This is a genomic window from Mucilaginibacter terrigena (assembly GCF_004168255.1).
Lineage (GTDB): Bacteria > Bacteroidota > Bacteroidia > Sphingobacteriales > Sphingobacteriaceae > Mucilaginibacter > Mucilaginibacter terrigena.
In genome coordinates this window covers 119787-139276 of record NZ_SEWG01000004.1, presented here as the reverse complement: position 1 = coordinate 139276, position 19490 = coordinate 119787, and the positions used below count along the sequence as shown (strand labels likewise).

General features: G+C 44.0%; 16 protein-coding genes and 1 pseudogene. 13 read left to right on the top strand and 4 right to left on the bottom strand.

The features are described 5' to 3' along the window. Positions 1–84: 84 nt before the first annotated feature. The 6 genes from EWM62_RS10750 to EWM62_RS10725 all read left to right on the top strand — a co-directional run bounded on the left by EWM62_RS10750 (position 85) and on the right by EWM62_RS10725 (position 5777). Positions 85–477, top strand: a complete 393-nt coding sequence (locus EWM62_RS10750; RefSeq protein ID WP_129876671.1) for a hypothetical protein — start codon at positions 85–87, stop codon at positions 475–477. Positions 478–596: 119 nt separating this feature from the next. Continuing rightward, a complete protein-coding gene (gene namA, locus EWM62_RS10745; RefSeq protein ID WP_129876670.1) occupies positions 597–1664 on the top strand; it encodes an NADPH dehydrogenase NamA in 1068 nt (355 codons plus the stop codon). 212 nt (positions 1665–1876) lie between these two features. Continuing rightward, positions 1877–2296 carry an OsmC family protein gene (locus tag EWM62_RS10740; RefSeq protein ID WP_129876669.1) on the top strand — a complete coding sequence of 140 codons (420 nt, stop codon included), beginning with the start codon at positions 1877–1879 and terminating at the stop codon, positions 2294–2296. An 83-nt stretch (positions 2297–2379) separates the two neighbouring features. After that, complete coding sequence (locus tag EWM62_RS10735) at positions 2380–2970, top strand: DUF4230 domain-containing protein (protein ID WP_129876668.1); 591 nt, start codon at positions 2380–2382, stop codon at positions 2968–2970. 100 nt (positions 2971–3070) lie between these two features. Continuing rightward, positions 3071–4426, top strand: a complete 1356-nt coding sequence (locus EWM62_RS10730; RefSeq protein WP_238989328.1) for a M16 family metallopeptidase — start codon at positions 3071–3073, stop codon at positions 4424–4426. 16 nt (positions 4427–4442) lie between these two features. Continuing rightward, entirely contained in the window at positions 4443–5777 is a 1335-nt protein-coding gene (locus EWM62_RS10725) for a M16 family metallopeptidase (RefSeq protein ID WP_129876666.1), read from the top strand. Positions 5778–5916: 139 nt separating this feature from the next. Here the strand turns inward: EWM62_RS10725 and EWM62_RS10720 are convergent, their stop codons facing one another. The 4 genes from EWM62_RS10720 to EWM62_RS10705 all read right to left on the bottom strand — a co-directional run bounded on the left by EWM62_RS10720 (position 5917) and on the right by EWM62_RS10705 (position 12508). Then, positions 5917–7035: an AI-2E family transporter gene (locus EWM62_RS10720; RefSeq protein ID WP_238989327.1), complete on the bottom strand. Its 1119-nt coding sequence runs from the start codon at positions 7033–7035 to the stop codon at positions 5917–5919. 118 nt (positions 7036–7153) lie between these two features. Next, the gene (locus EWM62_RS10715; protein WP_129876665.1) at positions 7154–8641 is read right to left on the bottom strand and encodes a hypothetical protein; all 1488 of its coding nucleotides are present in this window, start codon (positions 8639–8641) and stop codon (positions 7154–7156) included. 35 nt (positions 8642–8676) lie between these two features. Next, positions 8677–10866 carry a tetratricopeptide repeat-containing sensor histidine kinase gene (locus EWM62_RS10710; protein WP_129876664.1) on the bottom strand — a complete coding sequence of 730 codons (2190 nt, stop codon included), beginning with the start codon at positions 10864–10866 and terminating at the stop codon, positions 8677–8679. Positions 10867–11029: 163 nt separating this feature from the next. After that, positions 11030–12508, bottom strand: coding sequence for a glycine--tRNA ligase (locus tag EWM62_RS10705; protein WP_129876663.1), 1479 nt, complete (start codon positions 12506–12508; stop codon positions 11030–11032). 139 nt (positions 12509–12647) lie between these two features. Between EWM62_RS10705 and EWM62_RS10700 the strand changes: the two genes are divergently transcribed. The 7 genes and pseudogenes from EWM62_RS10700 (at position 12648) to dnaN (ending at position 19409) form a co-directional block, all read left to right on the top strand. Then, on the top strand, positions 12648–13355 hold the full coding sequence (locus tag EWM62_RS10700; protein ID WP_129876662.1) for an ATP-binding cassette domain-containing protein: 708 nt from the start codon (positions 12648–12650) through the stop codon (positions 13353–13355). Between the two features lie 160 nt (positions 13356–13515). After that, positions 13516–14025 (top strand): outer membrane beta-barrel protein, encoded by a 510-nt coding sequence (locus EWM62_RS10695; protein ID WP_162499827.1) that lies wholly within the window; start codon positions 13516–13518, stop codon positions 14023–14025. 135 nt (positions 14026–14160) lie between these two features. Further along, complete coding sequence (locus EWM62_RS10690; protein WP_129876660.1) at positions 14161–14646, top strand: hypothetical protein; 486 nt, start codon at positions 14161–14163, stop codon at positions 14644–14646. A gap of 164 nt (positions 14647–14810) precedes the next feature. Then, on the top strand, positions 14811–15314 hold the full coding sequence (locus EWM62_RS10685; RefSeq protein ID WP_129876659.1) for an outer membrane beta-barrel protein: 504 nt from the start codon (positions 14811–14813) through the stop codon (positions 15312–15314). A gap of 175 nt (positions 15315–15489) precedes the next feature. After that, positions 15490–15777, top strand: a pseudogene (locus EWM62_RS19790) (four helix bundle protein); the annotation flags it as partial. A gap of 68 nt (positions 15778–15845) precedes the next feature. Continuing rightward, positions 15846–18248: a gliding motility-associated ABC transporter substrate-binding protein GldG gene (gldG, locus tag EWM62_RS10675; protein WP_129876658.1), complete on the top strand. Its 2403-nt coding sequence runs from the start codon at positions 15846–15848 to the stop codon at positions 18246–18248. Positions 18249–18284: 36 nt separating this feature from the next. Further along, positions 18285–19409 carry a DNA polymerase III subunit beta gene (dnaN, locus tag EWM62_RS10670; RefSeq protein WP_129876657.1) on the top strand — a complete coding sequence of 375 codons (1125 nt, stop codon included), beginning with the start codon at positions 18285–18287 and terminating at the stop codon, positions 19407–19409. Positions 19410–19490 lie beyond the last annotated feature (81 nt).

The window sequence follows — 19490 nt, the reverse complement described above, 5'->3', positions numbered from 1 at the left end:
TTAGTCGGTTACTAATTAGTTATAAGCGCTTGTATCCGTTTGCAAGCGTTTGCAAACGGATAAATAATTATGTATCTTTAAGGTATGACAGCCGAAAGAAAATGCCTGGATTGCGGTACAACCCTGCATGGCCGCGCGGATAAAAAGTTTTGTAACGACCTGTGCCGCAATAATTACAACAACCAGCTTAACAGCAATAGCTATAATTTGGTGCGTAACATCAATAATATCTTACGCCGTAACAGGCGGATTATAGAGGAACTGAACCCATCGGGCAAAACCAAAACCAACCGCGAGAAAATGCTGGTGAACGGCTTCGATTTCGACTATTTTACCAGCAGTTTTAAAACCCAGGCAGGCGCGCGTTACTTTTTCTGTTACGAATATGGTTACCTGCCACTTGATAATGACGAAGTGCTATTGGTGAAAAGTAAAAAGGAAAACGACAAATTTGCGGATGAAGCCCAGCGCAATTAGCGGGTGATATTGTTGATAGCAGCTAATTTGCAGGTAAATAAATACGGCATCGGGGTAAATGACAAAACTGTGAAACGCAATGTTGGTTTCTTTTCCATATTTGCCTAAACACAATTAATATGTCACATCTATTTTCTCCCATAAAAATAAAAAGTATCGAATTTAAAAACCGCATTGTGGTATCGCCCATGTGCCAATATTCCAGCGTAGATGGGTTTGCCAATAACTGGCACCTGGTGCATTTAGGCAGCCGGGCGGTTGGAGGCGCGGGCCTGGTAATTACCGAAGCAGCTGCAGTATCGCCCGAGGGCCGTATAACCTTTGCCGATTTGGGGATCTACAAAGACGAACACATCGCGAAGCTGAAAGAAATAACAACCTTTATTGAAAACCACGGCGCAGTCGCAGGTATACAGCTGGCACATGCCGGCCGTAAAGCAAGCCACACCGAACCTTGGAACGGCGGCAAACAATTACAATCTACCGACGATAATGGCTGGGAAACTTTTGCGCCAAGCGCCATACCCTTTAGCAGCAGCGAAACCGCCCCAACTGAATTAGACAAAGCTGGCATAGCTAAAGTAATAACTGATTTTAAAGCCGCTACCGTACGGTCAATTGCAGCCGGTTTTAAGGTGATTGAATTGCATGGTGCCCATGGTTATCTGATCAATGAATTCCTGTCGCCGCATAGCAACAAACGCACAGATGAATACGGCGGCTCGTTCGAGAACCGTATCCGCCTGCTGCTGGAAATTATCTATGCCGTAAATGAAGTTTGGCCTGCGGATTATCCAATGTTTGTAAGGCTGTCGACAACAGAATGGACGGAAGGCGCGTGGACGATAGACGATTCTGTCGCGTTAGCAAAAATATTAAAAGAAAAAGGTGTGGACCTGGTAGACTGTTCTACCGGTGGTAATGTTGCCGGCGCGCAGATCCCGCTTAAGCCGGGTTACCAGGTTGAATTTGCCGAAGCGATTAAAAAGAACGCTGATATATTAACCGGTGCGGTAGGTTTGATAACCGAAGCCAAACAAGCAGACGAGATCATCCAAAACGGGCTGGCCGACCTGGTAATTATGGCCCGCGAGTTTCTTCGCGACCCGCACTTCCCGCTACGCGCAGCGCACGAGTTGGGGCAGGAAGTTAAATGGCCGGTACAGTACGAGCGGGCAAAATGGTAGGAGCCTCTCCCCAGCCCTCTCCGAAGGAGAGGGAGGAAAAGCAAAAACCATATTGCGCAGCAGAGAGGGTCGACCAGCGAAGCGTTCCCGATAGTTATCGGGGCGGGGTGAGTTAAATAACCATGATGATATTTATGAATACTTAACACAGATAATTTTTATTCAACCCAACATATCGCTATTTTAGCAAAAACTCAGAAAAACATAAAACTATGAAACGCACAGCAAACGCACATTGGAACGGTACCCTGCAAGAAGGTAAGGGCGAAATTACCACACAAAGCACTATCCTTAACAAAACACAATACTCTTTTAAAACCCGCTTTGCGGATGGTGTAGGCACGAATCCCGAAGAACTGATTGCCGCCGCACACGCAGGCTGCTTCACCATGGCAGTAGGCGCAGCTTTAACGCAACAGGGCATTACCCCCGGCGACCTGACTACCGACGCCATCCTTGACCTGGATATGCAGGCTTTGGAAATTAAAGGCATCCACCTGGAACTTAAGGCATCTGTTATTGACGGTGTTGACGAGGCGAAATTTAAAGAAGTAGCAGAAGGCGCGAAATCGGGCTGTATAGTATCAAAAGCGCTGAGCGTACCTATTACGTTGAACGTTACTTACGCTTAATCACAGCAATAAATATCCGTACAGATAGCGATGGTGCAAACCATCGCTATTTTTGTTTGTAGGTATGGTATATAGCAACCGCCATGTTCAATACCTCCCGTTCCCGTATTTCGCTTACGCTTACATTTGCCCTGGTCATTACCGGTTTTTTGATCTTTCTTTTCTTTTATATCAAGCACGAATTTACTACCACCCGCACCCAGGTTACCGAAGATGCCATGGTAAGTAAAGTAATTGCCATGGGTAAACTGGAACTGGTTAAATACGCCATGAAGGATGTGGTTGAAAAAAAGGAACTGCATACTATCCTGCCCGATTCAAGGGTGCTGTTTGTAGCGGTGGGCGAGGTAACAGCATGCATCGACCTTACCAAAGTTAAAAAGCAAGACATTACGCAACGCAAGGATACGGTTGAAATAACGCTGCCCCGGCCCGAGGTTTGCTACGTTAAGCTGGATCATGGGAAGTCGCGGGTGTACGATGTATCGGGTGTTTGGTTTGCCGATAAAAGCAAAGAAATGGTAGAGGATGTATATAAACTGGCCGAAAAAAAGATGCTGGCCACTGCTACTGAAATGAACTTGCTGGCCAAAGCCCGCGAAAACGCCGGGCTTATATTCAGGCCGTTTTTAGAGAATATATCAGGTAAAAAAGTGGTTATAAAATTCAAGTGATATTGGCATAACTAAAATTTTAATTTTATGTAATATATTTATAGGATTATAATCTAAAGGTATAATCCAATTAAGTATGACCCTGAAAATTACAAAACTTTTGACCCTGACTGCAGTTGGCGTAGCCGCCACCTTGTGCGCAGTTGCCCAGCCCCGGCTGCCCGAAGGCTACTTTTATAAAAAGTTACCAAACGGCCTGGATGTTGTTGTTATCGAGAACAGCAAAGTACCACTAACCACTATCGAAATTGCTGTAAAGAATGGCGCCTACACCGAAGGGCCCGAATACAGCGGCTTGTCGCACCTTTTCGAGCACATGTTTTTTAAAGCTAACAAAGATTACCCTGACCAGGAGAAATTTTTGAAACGCACGCAGGAACTCGGCGCCATCTGGAATGGTACCACAGGCAACGAACGTGTAAACTATTATTTCACCATTGGTAAAGATAGCCTTAACGCAGGCCTTAAGCTGATGAACGCCTCGGTACGTTTCCCAATTTACCGCGAAGAAGATATGAAGAAGGAGCGCCCTGTTGTCGACGGCGAGTTCCAGCGCAATGAGAGTAGTCCGGGTTTCCAGTTATATTACGATGTAAGTAAAAACCTTTGGGGCGATCTGATAACCCGCAAAATGCCTATCGGGATCCACGAAGTGATCAATACAGCTACGCCCGAAAAAATGATGGTGATAAAAGGGAAATATTATGTTCCTAATAACAGCCTGCTTATTATTTGCGGTGATGTTAAGCACGAGGATGGTTTTAAACAGGTAGAAACTATTTTTGGCGATTGGGCCAACAGTGGATTCAATCCGCACGAAAAATACCCTATCCCTGCGTTTAAACCAGTTGAAAAGAGCGTAGCATTTGTAAAAGAGATGTCGATAGCGCGCACGCCTTTTATGATGTTTGCATGGCAAGGCCCTGCTTATATGACAGATTCGGCCTCGACAGTAGCAGCTGATGTTTTTTCGACCATATTAGACCTTAATTCATCAAAATTACAACAATCGCTTGTTGATAAAGGCCTTGCTTCGTCGGCCGGCATAAGCTACGGTACAAGCCATTATACCGGCATGGTTTCGGTGTTTGTGGTACCTAACCCATCTAAATTAAAAGAGTGCTACGACGAGATCCAAAACCAAATGGGCCAGTGGGGCAAAGCCGATTATTACACTGATGAACAGTTAACAGATGCCAAAGCCATATTATTGCGCAACCACAGCCGCGAACTGGAAAAACCATCTTCGCTGCCATCGCAATTAAGCTTCCAGTGGTGCAGTACATCGTTTAACTACTATACCGATCTTACTGATAATTACCAAAAGGTTAGCCGGGCAGATATTGCCAAATATATGAATACCTATATAGTTGGTAAACCCATGGTATCTGGTATAATATTAACACCCGAGGCAAGCAAACAGGCAAATGTGGCTTCGTTTTTTGTAGCTAAATAATTAAATTGAAATTAAGATGAAGAAATATATATATCTATTATTAGTTGCAGCTGCCACGGCAGGCGCCAACCCTGCCTTTGCCCAGCAAAAGGCATACGAGATGATGGTTGACGGTGTAAAGGTTATTGTACAACCAAGCGGCAACGATATTGTTGAGATACAAACAGTTATAAAGGGCGGTGTGCAAAACTACCCGGTAACCAAAATCGGTATCGAATCGATGGCAATTAGCGCCCTAACCGAATGCGGTACCTTAAAGCATACCAAAAACGAGTTTAAAAATCAGCTGAATAAAATTAGCGCAGCTGTTTACGGCGGAAGCAACAAAAACTTCTCGGTTTTAAAGCTAAACTGTATAAAAAGCGACCTTGATGTTGCCTGGCCATTATACGTTGAGGCTATTACCATCCCTAAGTTTGATGCTAAAGAGTTTGAGCGCATTAAACAGGATGCCATAACCGACCTGAAAGCTCAGGACTCGGACCCGGATAATGCTATTGATAAATATGCCGATAAAGTAGCGTTTGCGGGCCGCGATTATGCGAAAGACCCCAACGGTACGCCCGAAATAATACAAAAACTTACTGCCGAAGAAACCAAGGCTTATTACCACTCTGTTTTAACAAAATCGCGGATGCTGATAGTAGTGGTTGCCGATCTTGACCGCGCAGCTATCGAAGCCAAAGTAAAAGGCATGCTTACCGGCATAAAACAAGGTGCACCTTTTGAATTGAAAAAATCGTTCTTCAGAGCTTACAAGAACACTTTCTCGGCCGAAAGCCGCGAACTGGCTACCAACTATGTAGAAGGTATAACCAGCGGCCCGGCACCAGGCACGCCCGATTTCGACGCCTTTAACGTAGCTATGCGTATTTTTTACGATAAGCACTTTTTGGATGTACGTACTAATAATGGTTTGTCATATGCCCCTTCGGCATGGTTTAGCGTAGGCGCTACATCGGTTGCCAAATTTTCGGTATCAACTACCGAACCTGATAAATATATCAGGGTGTTTGATAAACTGGTAGACAGGATAAAAAGCCAGGGTTTTAATGCTGCCGAGGTTGCCGATATGAAGGTTACCTACCTGACAGGTTTTTACTATAAAAACGAAACCAACAGCGCGCAGGCATCTTCAATAGCATCGAACGAGGTGCTGCACAACAACTGGAAACGGTCTTTAACGCTTGCAGAGGATGTAAAGAAACTTACCCCTCAACAGATAAGCGATGCCTTCCGTAAATACATTGGCAACATTATTTGGGTGTACCAGGGCGATACCAAAAAGGTTAGCCCGTTATTATTCACCAACGGTACCCTAAATAAGGGTGATAATCCGGTGAGCCATTAGTAAGTTCATGGTTCATTGTTCATAGTTCATAGCCATCAGGTAGTCGATGGTCGATAGTCCATAGAGGTAACGAAAAAAAGAAGAAGGTCTGCAAACATAACGTTGCAGACCTTACTTTTTTACAATGAACTATGAACCATCAACTATCCTCCTTCTTCGGCAGCACAGCTTTTCGTTTACTGCGGCTGCGCAACATTTCGCCCATATGGCGTGTAGGTACATTATCGCCAAGCAGTTTTCCCCAAGGCTTAAGGTCATCTATGCGGTCAAATATGATCTTTAACACGGCCACAAAAGGGATGGACAAGAACATGCCCGATACGCCCCATAGTGCATTACCCAGCAGCACCACAATTATCGACATCAGCGCGTTTATCTGCACTTTTGATGATACAATGCGCGGCACCAGTATATTATTATCAATAAACTGAATTACTATATAAGCAATAATTACCCCCAACTGCGTGGAGTAGCCATCCTTGGTAACGGTTGCCATTAACACAGGTAAAGCAATGGCTATAATGCCCCCCAGGTAAGGTATAAGGTTTAATATAGCACCTATGCAGCCAATAAGTATGCCGTATTTTACGCCAAGCAAAACCAGCGCAGCCGAGTTCATAGCGGCTACGATGATCATCTCTATCAGCAAGCCAACTATATAGCTTTGAATAGCGCTTTTGGTTTCGCTTAACACATCGCTTACTTTCTTAGAGTTCTCTTCAGAAAAAACCTCGTATAAAAAATTAAGGATAAGCGGTTTGTAAAACAGCATCAGAAAAATATACACCGGCAGCAAAAATATAATGGCCAGGGTGCCCAATACGCCGTTAACCGTACGGCCAAGCATAGCCTGGCTGTTGTTCAGCGCGTCTTTAAGCATTTGTTCCTGCTTGGTAATCTGTACACCAAATGTGGCCTGTACCCAGTTTTTCAGGTCGGTAGTTATGGCTTCAAATTTTTTCTGCAGCATGGGCAGCGAATCGCCAAACTGGGCTATTTGCGTGCTCAGGAAATAAAACACGGTTGCTACGGCTATGATCATAACCAGCATCGCGATAGCAATAGAAAGCGCTTTAGGTACTTTATACCGCTGTAAACGGTTAACAAGCGGGTTAAGCAATACCGCCAAAAACGCCGCAAAGGCAAGCGGAACCAAAATATCTGCCAGTTGTATCATTACATACACCAGCAGCACAAGGCCAAACAATACGGCGGTGCTTTGGATATAAAAGGGCTGGTCTTTAATCTTAATAGACATGTAGTTGTGTTTTCATATATAAACCAAAAGGAGTGTAGGCTGTAATTGTTTTAGGGTTACAAAAAACGCCTCAATGCTAATATAAGCAATGAGGCGTGGAAAAAATATTTATAATTTTTTAATACTGGTTTAGCTGCAGGGACACGTTCGATTTGGTAAACGCAAAGGTTTTGGGTGCAAAGTAAGGTACAATAAAACTATTGCCAAACCATAAAATGGAAGGGCCTTCTGAATAGTCGGAATTACTGATGTGTTTTTTTGAAAGTAGTTCCATTTTATCCCATTTGCCGGTATTAATATCAAGGATGCCAAATACGCCAAGGTTTTTAGTGAGCCCTTTTTTTGTATTGGCTACCATGTAAAGTTTGTTTTTTATAACGTGGTAACCGGTTTGTAATGGCCTTGAAGGGTAATAGCTGTTTGATGGTAACACCTGCTGAAATTTCAGGTTAAGATCTTTATCAAAAACATTTATTATGGGGGCATATTCTAAATAGTATACGCCGCCACTGCTAACGCCGCTGGATACGGTAGCATTTGAGGCCACAGTTAAAATTACTTTTCCATCCACTTCGTTCATGTACTTAAGCCCCATACCGCCGCCGTAACCAAGGTCTACATCGTCAATGTCTTTGTTAACAGGTACAAAAGCCTTTTTAATAACTTTAAGGTTTGCCTTGTCTATTACCTGGGTAACGTATGATTTTTTGTTGGTTTCAAAATCAAGCTTGCCAATCCCTAGCTCCGTATCCTTATCAGGGTTGCGGTAAAGCAGGCTATAGTAAAGTATATTTTTGTCTTCGGCAGGCTGTAACAGTAAACTTTTACTTGGTATAACCGCCTTATCCTCCTTTAAAGATACAGGTACCGTTAACTGGTTAGACGGGACAGTTTTGCCTGCATCATACTTATAAACCTCGATGCTTGGTCCATTCAGCCAGCCTATAAACATATCGGCGTGCTTGTTCCAGGCCAGCGATATAAATATACCATTTGATTTGGCCGGCTTAAACGAACTTACCGAATCCAGTTTATCATTATACTCTATTACCTGCAGATTTTTAGTTTCGTTATATTCCTTTACATAACCGTTATAGGCGAAAAAACTAAAAATGGGTACGCCCACATGTATTTTGCGTTTAAAGCCGCTTTGCCTTACCGCCAGTTTAAAAAATTCTCCGTCGCCGGTGTACATCTGCGGAAATTCCACATACTCGTCCGTTGATTTATACACAACCTTATCGGCCAGTACTTTGCCTGTTGCAGGGTCAACCACATATGCTTTAAAAGTATTGTTGGTGCCTTTGAACATGCTGTGATCTGATGAGGCAAGGGCTATTATTTTGCCTTTTAATTTATCGGTTTTTATACCGTAGCCTGCTAATGATGTTTTCCATACAATTTGCATCTTGTCGTCAATGGCTATCAGGTCAAAGTTTTCGTCGTCGGTGCTTACCTGCATAACATTCAGGTGATCGTTAAACGCAAAGGTGTTGGTAGCTTTTATGCCTTTGGCAAAATCTTCGTTAACAGGGGCCTCGTTTTGCGCCGATGCCAACAGGGGTAAAAGCAGTGCAATAAAATAGGGGAGTAGAGATCTTCTCATGTGGTTTAGGTATAAAATAATAATATTGATTTGTGTTATTGTAGTTGATCGCTATTTGGCGTTGTGTCCGCAGCTTCACCGGCGGCCAGGGCAAAACCCAATTCGGTGCCCTCATGTAAAATGCTTTTGGCCCAAATTTCGCCATTGTATTTTTCAATCAGGTCCTTACAAAAAATAAGGCCCATACCGGTGCCGCTTTCGTTCATGGTGCCAATATGGCTGGTTACTTTACTTATAAACAGGCGGTTTAACTGCTCCGCGCTCATGCCAATGCCCTGGTCTGTAACCATAAAATACACTTTTTCGTTTTCCATACGCGCCGAAATTTCGATAGTACTGTCCACATACGAAAACTTAATGGCATTGGTTAAAAAGTTGTGTATCACTATCCTGATGGAGTTTGGATCGGCAAATGCCATATGCCCCGGGCCAACCTTGTTTACAGGTGTGATGTTTTTTAATTTAAACTGATCTTCAAGGTTTGCAAGTTCTGCCTTAACCAGGTCGCACAGGCAAAAGCTTTTGGTAGTATCCTCAATATTATCAACCTGGCTGTTTATCCAAAATAAAAGGGTATCTAAAAAGTCGGATGTGTGTTCCAGCTTGCCAAATACACCCGGCACCATGTCAATAAATTCGGTGTGTGTAATGTCCTTATCCGCCATTAACGAGAACATACCCCGTAAGGTACTTAAGGGCGCCCTAAGATCGTGAGCTAATATGCCTATCAAACGGTCTTTTAAAATATTGAGTTCGTTAAGTTTTTCGGTTTGTATCAATACCTCTTTGTTTTTTTCGGCTAACAGGGCGTTTGCTTTTAGCTGTTTGCGTTTAGCGTTATAATAAACAATAAGCATTGTGGTAATTACCACAATAATTATCGCCGCAATTATATTGGTGCGCCGCTGCTCGGCAATCTTTTGTACAAGTGCCTCCTCTTTCTGGCTTGTTTTGCGCTGGTTGTTTTCAAACTCGATAGCCATATTGTACGACAGAAGCTTTTGCAGGCTCTCATCGTTTTTAAGGCTATCCTTTAATGTTAAATACAGTTGGTTTTGCGCGTAAGCTTCCTCAAATTGTTTTAAGCCGGCCAGGGCTTTGCTTAGTTGCAGGGTAGCCTCGGCACGGGTGTTCAGGCTTTGCAGGTTATTAGCTGTATGCTGGGCAAGCAAAGCGTATTTATAAGCCTCGTCGTACTTTTTTTCGAGACTATATATAAGCGCAAGGCCAACATAGGCGTACGCTTTGTTATATTGTATTTTGTTTTTTGATGCCGATTGAAGCGACATATTGAGGTAATACAGGGCCGAATCGGGTTTTGAGGTGTAATAATGATAAAGGCCCAGATCGTAATAGATGAGGCTTATGCCTTCCTCGTCTCCAAGATCGTGGTAAATGGCCGACGCGCGTTTAAAGTAACCTATTGCTTTAGGATAATTTTTTTGCGACATCATCACCTCGCCAATATTTTGATAGCAGGTGCTTATACCTTGCTTATCGTTTAACTTCAGCCATATTTTGTTGGCCTTGTCAAAATAATCCAAAGCTTTTGAGTACAGTTCCAGGTGCTGCATTACCACACCTATGTTGCAATAATTATCGGCAGCGGCAAGCTGTTCGTTAAGCCTTGCCTGTATAATTAGCGCTTTAAAATAATAATCGAGCGCTTTGCTGAATTTACCTTTATTGTCGTAGGTGATGCCCATAAGCCCGTAGCAATCGGCAATGTCTATTTCTTTACGAAGTTTAATGCGTATTGCAAGCGCCTGTTCAAAAAAATGGATAGCGGTATCGTAATTACCCAAAAAATCCTGCACGCGGCCTAAGCCCATATAAGCCTCGCTAATGCCAAACTGGTTATTTATTTGCTTGTATAAGTGCAGCGCTATCTTGTAATTGGTATTGGCGGTGGTATAATCGCCTTTAAAGGAGTTTACCAGGGCAATATTTACATAAGCCGCTGCAATACCTTTTTGATAATTGATCTTTTTTGCAATGCCTATGGCCAGGTCCGAATAGTAAATTGTACTGTCGGGGGCCGACTCGTAACAGTTATCGGCAAGTTTATTTAAGTTATTAACCGTGATGGTATCATTGGCCTTTATGTGTCCGTTTGCCGCAAAAACCCGATTTTTAAGGCTGTCGATACCCTTTGGCGCAGCGGCAGCAAACGCAGTTACACACGCCAGGTAAATGAAAATTATGAAAGGATAGATGCGTTTCAACCTTAGGTTACAAATATTTGTCTAAGGTATAAAGTTTATTACGGTTAACTGAAACATTCAACTCTCAGTAATAAATTTATATCCTGTATAAATAATACCGGTTAAAGTAAAACCAAAAACGCCGGTTAAAAACCGGCGTTGGTATTATTTTTCGTTTTGCAGGCTACCCCAAAAGGTTCTTCCAGCTTACCAAACCGCCTATTATCTTTTCCAGGTCATCGGCAGCAACACGTTCCTGCGCCATGGTATCGCGGTGGCGAATAGTTACGGTGTTATCCTCCAGGGTTTGATGATCTACCGTGATACAGAAAGGTGTACCGATAGCATCCTGGCGGCGATAGCGTTTACCAATGGCGTCTTTCTCCTCGTACTGGATGTTGAAATCAAGTTTCAATTTATCCATTATCTCGCGGGCTTTCTCCGGCAGGCCATCCTTTTTGGTAAGCGGGAAAATAGCCGCCTTAACCGGTGCAAGGCAAGGGTGCAGGCGTAGCACAGTGCGGCTATCCTGTCTTTCTTCGGTGCTCAGGTCTTCTTCCTCGTAAGCGTTTATCATGGTAAGCAGGAACATCCTGTCTAACCCTATCGAAGTTTCGATAACGTAAGGGATGTAGTTACCGTATGGCTTGCCGTCCTCGCCCAGTTCAGGGTCGAAGTACTGCATTTTTTTGCGCGAGAATTTCTCGTGCTGGCTCAGGTCAAAATCGGTACGGCTGTGGATGCCTTCCACCTCCTTAAATCCGAATGGGAAATCAAACTCGATATCGTAAGCAGCATCTGCATAGTGTGCCAGCTTGGTATGTTCGTGGTAGCGGTATTTAGCTGCATCGGTGCCTAAGGCAAGGTGCCATTTTAAACGTGCTGCCTTCCATTTTTCAAACCATTCCTTTTGTGTGCCGGGGCGTACAAAGTATTGCATCTCCATCTGTTCAAACTCGCGCATGCGGATGATGAACTGGCGGGCAATAACCTCGTTACGGAAAGCTTTACCAATTTGGGCGATACCAAACGGAATTTTCATCCTGCCCGATTTTTGCACATTTAAGTAATTTACAAATATCCCCTGCGCTGTCTCGGGGCGTAGATATACCACATCGGCATCATCGGCCACGGCACCCATCTGGGTGCTGAACATCAGGTTAAACTGGCGTACATCTGTCCAGTTGGCGGTGCCGCTCAACGGGCATTTTATATTTTGTTCGATGATGAGCTCGCGCAGGCGGGGCAAGTCTTCGGCCTTTAGGGCGTTGTCCATTTCTATCTGCAATTCCTCAGCTTCGCTGGTTTTGCCTTCCTCGTCCAGTTTGGCAATGCGGTCTTCCAGTAACTGGTCGGCACGGTAGCGTTTGTTGCTATCCTTGTTATCTATCATCGGGTCGCTGAAGCCATCAACGTGGCCGCTTGCTTTCCAGATGGTTGGGTGCATAAATATGGCCGAATCTATCCCGACTATGTTATCGTGCATTTGCACCATGGCTTTCCACCAGTAGGTTTTGATGTTGTTTTTTAATTCCGACCCGTTTTGGCCGTAATCATAAACAGCGCTAAGGCCATCATATATTTCGCTCGATTGGAAAACAAAACCATATTCTTTACAGTGCGATATAACGTTTTTAAAAAGTTCGTCGGTTGAGTTGCTCATAATAGGGGCAAAGATATATTTTTTGATTTCGAATTTCGGATTTTCAATTTCGAATTTAATTTAATTATTCGTGCCGGCGCAAGCGTTAAATCTCAAATCTAATATCTCAAATCTCACATCTAAAATCTATTTTTACCGCATGAGTATCCGGGCAGAGGCACTGACAAAAGTTTACGGGCAGCAAAAGGCGGTTGATAGTATCAACTTTATGGCAGATACAGGCGTGCTGGGTTTTTTAGGCCCAAATGGCGCCGGCAAAAGCACCACCATGAAAATGCTTACCTGCTTTATCCCCCAAACATCGGGCACGGCATCTGTATGCGGGTTTGATATTAACAAACAACCGCTGGATGTAAAGCGCAATATTGGTTACCTGCCCGAGAGCAACCCGCTTTATACGGATATGTATGTAAAGGAGTCGCTGGCGTTTGTGGCGGGCATCCATGGCATGCACGAACCAGCTAAACGCATTGCCGAGGTTATTGAACAAACCGGGCTTGGTCCCGAGCAGCATAAAAAAATTGGCCAGCTATCAAAAGGTTATCGCCAGCGCGTTGGCCTGGCGCAGGCCATATTGCACAACCCGCAGGTGCTGATACTGGATGAGCCCACCTCGGGGCTCGACCCTAACCAGTTGGTTGGCATCAGGCAGCTAATTACCGAACTGGGCAAAACAAAAACCATTGTTTTATCTACACACATTATGCAGGAGGTTGAGGCCGTTTGCAATAAGGTGATCATTATTAATAAGGGGATAATTGCAGCCAACGATACACTGAAGAGTTTAAGGGACAAAAATAAGGGGCAATCGCTCGAAAGTATTTTTATCGGGCTAACGAATAAGTAACATTCCCGGGCTGACTTTAATTGCCACAAAGTCAGTGTTTTACTATTTTTTTAAATTTTTTGTGTAACGAACTTTGCTGATGGGCGTCAATATATCCGAAAGCGGCAAAGTATGGGCTACCAGCAATGCCGTACTTAAATTCACACAATTTATAAAAACAATGAAAAAAGTACTATTATTATTAACCGCTGTATGCGGCCTGTCTGCAAGTTCATTTGCTCAATCAAGCGATGGCGGTAAATTCAGCATCGGTGTTGAAGCCGGTTTACCTGTTGGTGATCTTAAAAACGTTTCAAACTTTATTATCGGTGGTTCATTAAAATATGATCACCCAATTGCCGAAGGTACCTTTATTACCGGTTCTGCAGGTTTCAGCAGCATTCAGGGTAAAGAAGCCACCACGCCGTTTGGCACGGTTAAGGTTGGTAACACCAGCGTTGTGCCTGTAAAAGCAGGTATTAAATATTTCCTTGCCGAAAACTTTTACGGTGAGGCACAGGCAGGTGCCGCTTTCTTTACACAAAGCGGTGGCGGTACTGCATTTGCATACGCCCCTGGTATAGGATATTCGTTTGGTGGTGGCTTAGATGCAGGTGTGCGTTACGAGGCTTGGACTAAAAACGGATCGACACTTAGCCAGGTTGGTTTGCGTGTAGGTTACAGCTTCTAATATTTATTAACATAGTATTGAAAAAGCCCCAATTCGGGGCTTTTTCTGTTTAGAACTTTTTTAAGCCGCTCAGTTTGTTTTTTTGGAAAATATTTTACATTTGTTACTATTAATCAACCTTATACAATTTAAATTATGAAAAAATTATTATTGTTATTAGCAATTGTAGGTGGTATTTCATTTACAGCATCTGCACAATCAGACAAAGCTCGTTTTAGCATTGGCTTTGAAGGCGGCCTGCCTATTGGCAGCACCAGCGATGTTTACAATGTTGGTTTGGGCGGATCATTAAAGTATGAAATGCCAATTGGAAGCGGAACTATGTTCACCATATCTGGTGGGTATACTTCATTTAAAGTTAAAGATGTATTTGGCGGTGGTTCGGTTGGGTTTGTTCCTGCAAAAGCCGGTATCAAATATTTCTTCAGCGATGGTTTTTATGGCGAAGGCCAGGTAGGTGCTGCATTTAGCACCGAGAGCGGCGGCGGTACTGCATTTGCTTATGCCCCTGGTATCGGTTACGCGCTTGAAGGCGGTTTTGATATAGGCGTGCGTTACGAAGCATGGTCAAAAAATGGTACTATCAGCCAAATAGGTGTGCGTATAGCTTACGGTTTCTAAAAAAAGTTAAACACATAAGTAAACAGGCCCGGGAAGTATTTTCTCGGGCCTGTTTGTTTTACCTTTTATATGTTATGGTGTTTTTACACCTGTTAATTTGCATTCGAGTACTTTATTTTGGTGTATTATTATTGTATTTTCGGCCGGTAACCACTCATCAGGAAATGAAAAAACTGCTGGCTTTATTATTTGTGTTATTTTCGGTTAGCGCATCTGCGCAAACAGCGCCCACCAAAGCTTTTGGCGTTGGCCTGGAGCTTGGCGTGCCCGCAAATAGTGTGTTTAACATAGGCTTTGGCGGCTCGGGCAAGGCCGAAGTTCCTTTGGTTTCGGCATTAAGTTTTACGGTTACCGGTGGGTACACCAGCTTTCATTATAAAAGTGCTTTAATAGGCAGTTCAACAATGCAGCCTCCGGTAGGTTATATCCCATTAAAAGCGGGTGTTAAATACTATTTTAGCCCCGGGTTTTATGCCGAAGGTGAAGCCGGGAATGCTTTTCAAACCAATTACACAAAAGAGAATCTGTTTATCATCGCCATTGGCCCCGGCTTCATCGCGTCAACAGGCGAACATAGCGGTATAGATATCGGTTTCAGGTACGAAAACTGGGGCAGCGGCCGTTTAAGGCAAACAGCCATACGGGTGGCGTATAGGTTTGGGTTTTAGAGGTTGGAAGGGTTGCAGTTGTTGTAAAGGTTGTAAAAGTGGAAGATTTATAAAGGTTAATTTAAACAGACAAAATAGCGTGACATGATGAACAGTTTTGAGGATCTGGAGGTTTGGCAAAAATGCAGGGCTTACCGGATTGAACTGTTTCAACTGTTGAAAACCTTTCCCTAAAAACGAAGAATATCGGTTGATAGATCAATTGAGAAGAGCATCCAGATCGGTAACAGCTAATATCGCCGAAGGGCATGGCAGGTTTCATTACCTGGATAACCTTAAATTTTGCAGAAATGCGCGGGGATCACTTAATGAAACATTAGACCATTTAATATGTGCCTGTGATGAAGAAATATTGAATGAAGAGCATTTAAAAAAATTAAGAATATCATACGGCGAATGTTTTAGGCTATTAAATGGCTATATCGCATTCCTTAAAAAGAAAAACGAAGAATACAAAAGTTGACAGGATACAAACCCTAACAACCTTTACAACAACTACAACCTTTATAACCCTTACAACTTTTACAACCAGTGTACAGTATCCTCAAAAAAGAAATAACAACCTACTTCAGTTCGCTGGTGGCTTACATTACCATCGGGGTTTTCCTGCTGGTTTTGGGCCTGTTTTTATGGGTGTTCCCCGATACCAGCATACTGGCTTATGGCTATGCCGGGCTGGATAGCTTGTTTAGCACAGCGCCGTACCTGTTCATGTTTTTGGTGCCCGCCATTACCATGCGCTCACTGGCCGAAGAAAGGAGGGAGGGTACCTTCGAAATATTACTTACCCGGCCGCTAACAGATATACAGATAGTATTGGGTAAATACCTCGCCGGGGTAGTTATAGTGCTATTCGCGTTGGTACCCACACTGGTTTATTATTTCAGCGTATATACACTGGGAACACCGCAGGGAAATATTGATACAGGGGCGGTAATTGGTTCCTACATTGGGTTGTTCCTGCTTGGCGCATCGTTCGCGGCTATAGGTTTGTTTGCATCATCGGTAAGCAAAAACCAGGTTATAGCGTTTACCATAGCTGTTTTCTTGTGTTTCTTTTTTTACAGCGGGTTCGATTCGCTGAGCACTATTTTATCCCTGCAAAACCTGGGGCTGCAAAGCTTGGGCATTACAGAGCATTACGAATCGATAAGTCGTGGTGTGCTGGATACCCGCGACCTTATCTATTTTATTGTTTTAGCCACGCTATTTATCTGGCTTACGCTTTTTGTGCTGAACAGGCAGGCCGGCAAAAAATTTGCAAATACCGTGTTTTTGAGCACACTTGGGATTATGTTCTCGTTAAGTATAATATCGGGCAAGTTGTTCACCCGGTTCGATTTTACAAAAGAAAAACGTTTCACCATATCGCCCGTTAGCCGCGCGGTAATGGAGGGGCTACCGCAAACGGTTAATGTTATAGTATATCTGCAGGGTAATGATTTCCCGGGGGGGATGAAAAGGCTGCAAACATCGGTAAAAGACATGCTCACCGATCTGCAGGCGTACAGCCACAGCAAGCTGCAATATGAGTTTACCGACCCCCTCAAAGGCCTGTCGAACGAGCAGCAAAAGCAAGCGTACGACGATTTGGAAGCCAAGGGCATAGAAGCGCAAAACCTGAGCGTTAAAACCGACGACGGGGTTTCGCAAAAAGTGATATTCCCGTTTGCACTGGTAACATATGGCGATAAAAGCATCCCGGTTAAGCTACTGCAATCGCAAAGCAACATGAATTTATCGCCCGATGAGGTACTGAATAATTCTATCCAGAATTTAGAGTATGCTTTTACATCGGCCATTAAAAAAATAACAACCGGCGGCAAACAGCGTGTTGGCTTCACCGAAGGGCATAACGAGCTTACCGATCTGCAACTAACGGATGCTATGCGATCGTTAGCTGACGGGTATTTGGTTGGCCGGGTTAATTTAACCAGCATACCGTTTGATAGCCTTACCAAAGTGAGCCTGCTGGTGATACCAAAGCCCGATAAGGCATTTACCGAACTTGAAAAATTTAAGCTGGACCAATACATTATGCGTGGCGGCCGCGTGCTTTGGGCAATTGACCAGGTAAGCGCCGAACTGGATAGCCTGCGCGGGCGTGGTGGCGAGCAGCTTGCCTTTAACAAACAGCTGAATTTGGACGACCAGCTTTTTGAGTATGGCATACGCATCAATTACGATCTGATAGCTGATATGAATTGCTCGGCTATCCCGGTAACTACGGGCAATGCGGGCGGGCAGCCGCAAATACAGTTGCTGCAATGGCTGTATTACCCGGTCTACCTGCCATTTGCCAAACACCCCATTGTGAAAAACCTTGATGGTATTACCAGCCAGTTTGCCAGTACCATTGATTTGCTTGACACAAAAAATGTAGAAAAAACCATCCTGCTTACCACATCACCATATAATAAAAAGATAAGTACCCCTCATATGCTTTCGTTGCAGGCCCTGCAGGACGAGCCTAACCCAAAGGATTTTCAGAGCGCGCCAAAAATTACCGGGGTGTTACTTGAAGGCACTTTTAAGTCTGATTTTAGGAACCGGCCGGTTCCTGAGGGGCTAAACGAAAAAATATCGCCTTTAAGCCAAAGCAAACCAACAAAAATGATAGTGTTGAGCGATGGCGACATACTGCGCAACCAGGTTGGAACCGATGGCTCGCCCTACCCGCTGGGGTACGACCGCTACACCCGGCAAACCTATGGCAACAAAAACCTGCTGCTAAACATGGCCGACTATATGACTGATGATTCGGGACTGATTTCGCTGCGGTCGAAAGAGATCCAGATCCGCTTGCTAAACCGCGCCCGCATTCGTGAGGAGAAGGTGTTTTGGCAGTTGGTAAACAATATTGTGCCTATAGGTATAGTGTTAATATTTGCTATTTTTCAACATTATATCCGCAAGCGAAAGTATGCTCATTAAATTTTATACTTTTGGTAGATAAACGTTAATAATATCATGAGATTTATTGTTTCCACATCAACACTACTCAAGCAATTACAGTCGGTAAGTGGCGCGTTAAGCAACAGCACCGTATTGCCTATACTGGAGAACTTTTTGTTCGAGATCAAAGAAGGGAACTTAACCATTTCTGCTACCGACCTGCAAACCAGCATGACCACCTCTTTATCTGTTGAGGCAAAAGAGAACGGCCGCATAGCCATACCATCGCGTATACTGCTGGATACCCTGAAATCGTTACCGGAGCAGCCTGTGGCTTTCTCTGTAGATGACAGTACCTTTGCCATTGAAATAAGCGCCGGCGACGGTAAATACAAGCTTAGCGGCGAAAACGGCGAGGATTTCCCTAAGATCCCGGTTGTTGAAAATGCATCGTCAGTAAACCTGCCGGCATCTGTATTGGGCGAGGCCATTAATAAAACCATATTCGCGGTTAGCAATGATGAACTGCGCCCTGCCATGACGGGCGTATTTTGCCAGCTTAGCAGCCAGCACCTTACCTTTGTAGCTACCGATGCCCACAAGCTGGTACGTTACCGCCGCAAGGATGCCAAGGCCGATAGCACCACATCGTTCATATTACCAAAAAAGGCTTTAACGCTACTAAAATCAGCTTTACCTGCCGATGATGTAAATGTATCTGTAGAATATAACAGCACAAGCGCGTTCTTTAAATTTGGCAACATTAACTTGGTTTGCCGTTTGATTGACGAGCGGTACCCCGATTACGAAGCGGTTATCCCGAAGGAAAACCCTAATAAACTGGCCATAGACCGTTTGGCATTTTTAGGCTCGCTTAGTCGCGTGGCTATTTATGCTAATAAAACTACCCACCAGGTAAGGTTAAAAATAAACGGCAGCGAGCTGAACATATCATCAGAAGATATTGATTTTGCCAACGAAGCGCACGAGCGCCTGAGCTGCCAGTACGAAGGCGACGATATGGAAATTGGTTTTAACGCCCGTTTCCTGATAGAGATGCTGAAAAATTTAAGCTGCGAAGAAGTGTCGTTAGAGATGTCGACCCCTAACCGCGCAGGCCTGCTGCTGCCACAGGGCGGCGACGAGAACGAAGATGTACTGATGCTGGTTATGCCGGTAATGCTTAATAGCTATGCATAATTAGAGATTAGAGATCAGTTAATTGGAGATTAGTTTAATTCATGCTCCTAATCTCTGATCACCAATCTCTGATCACCCAAA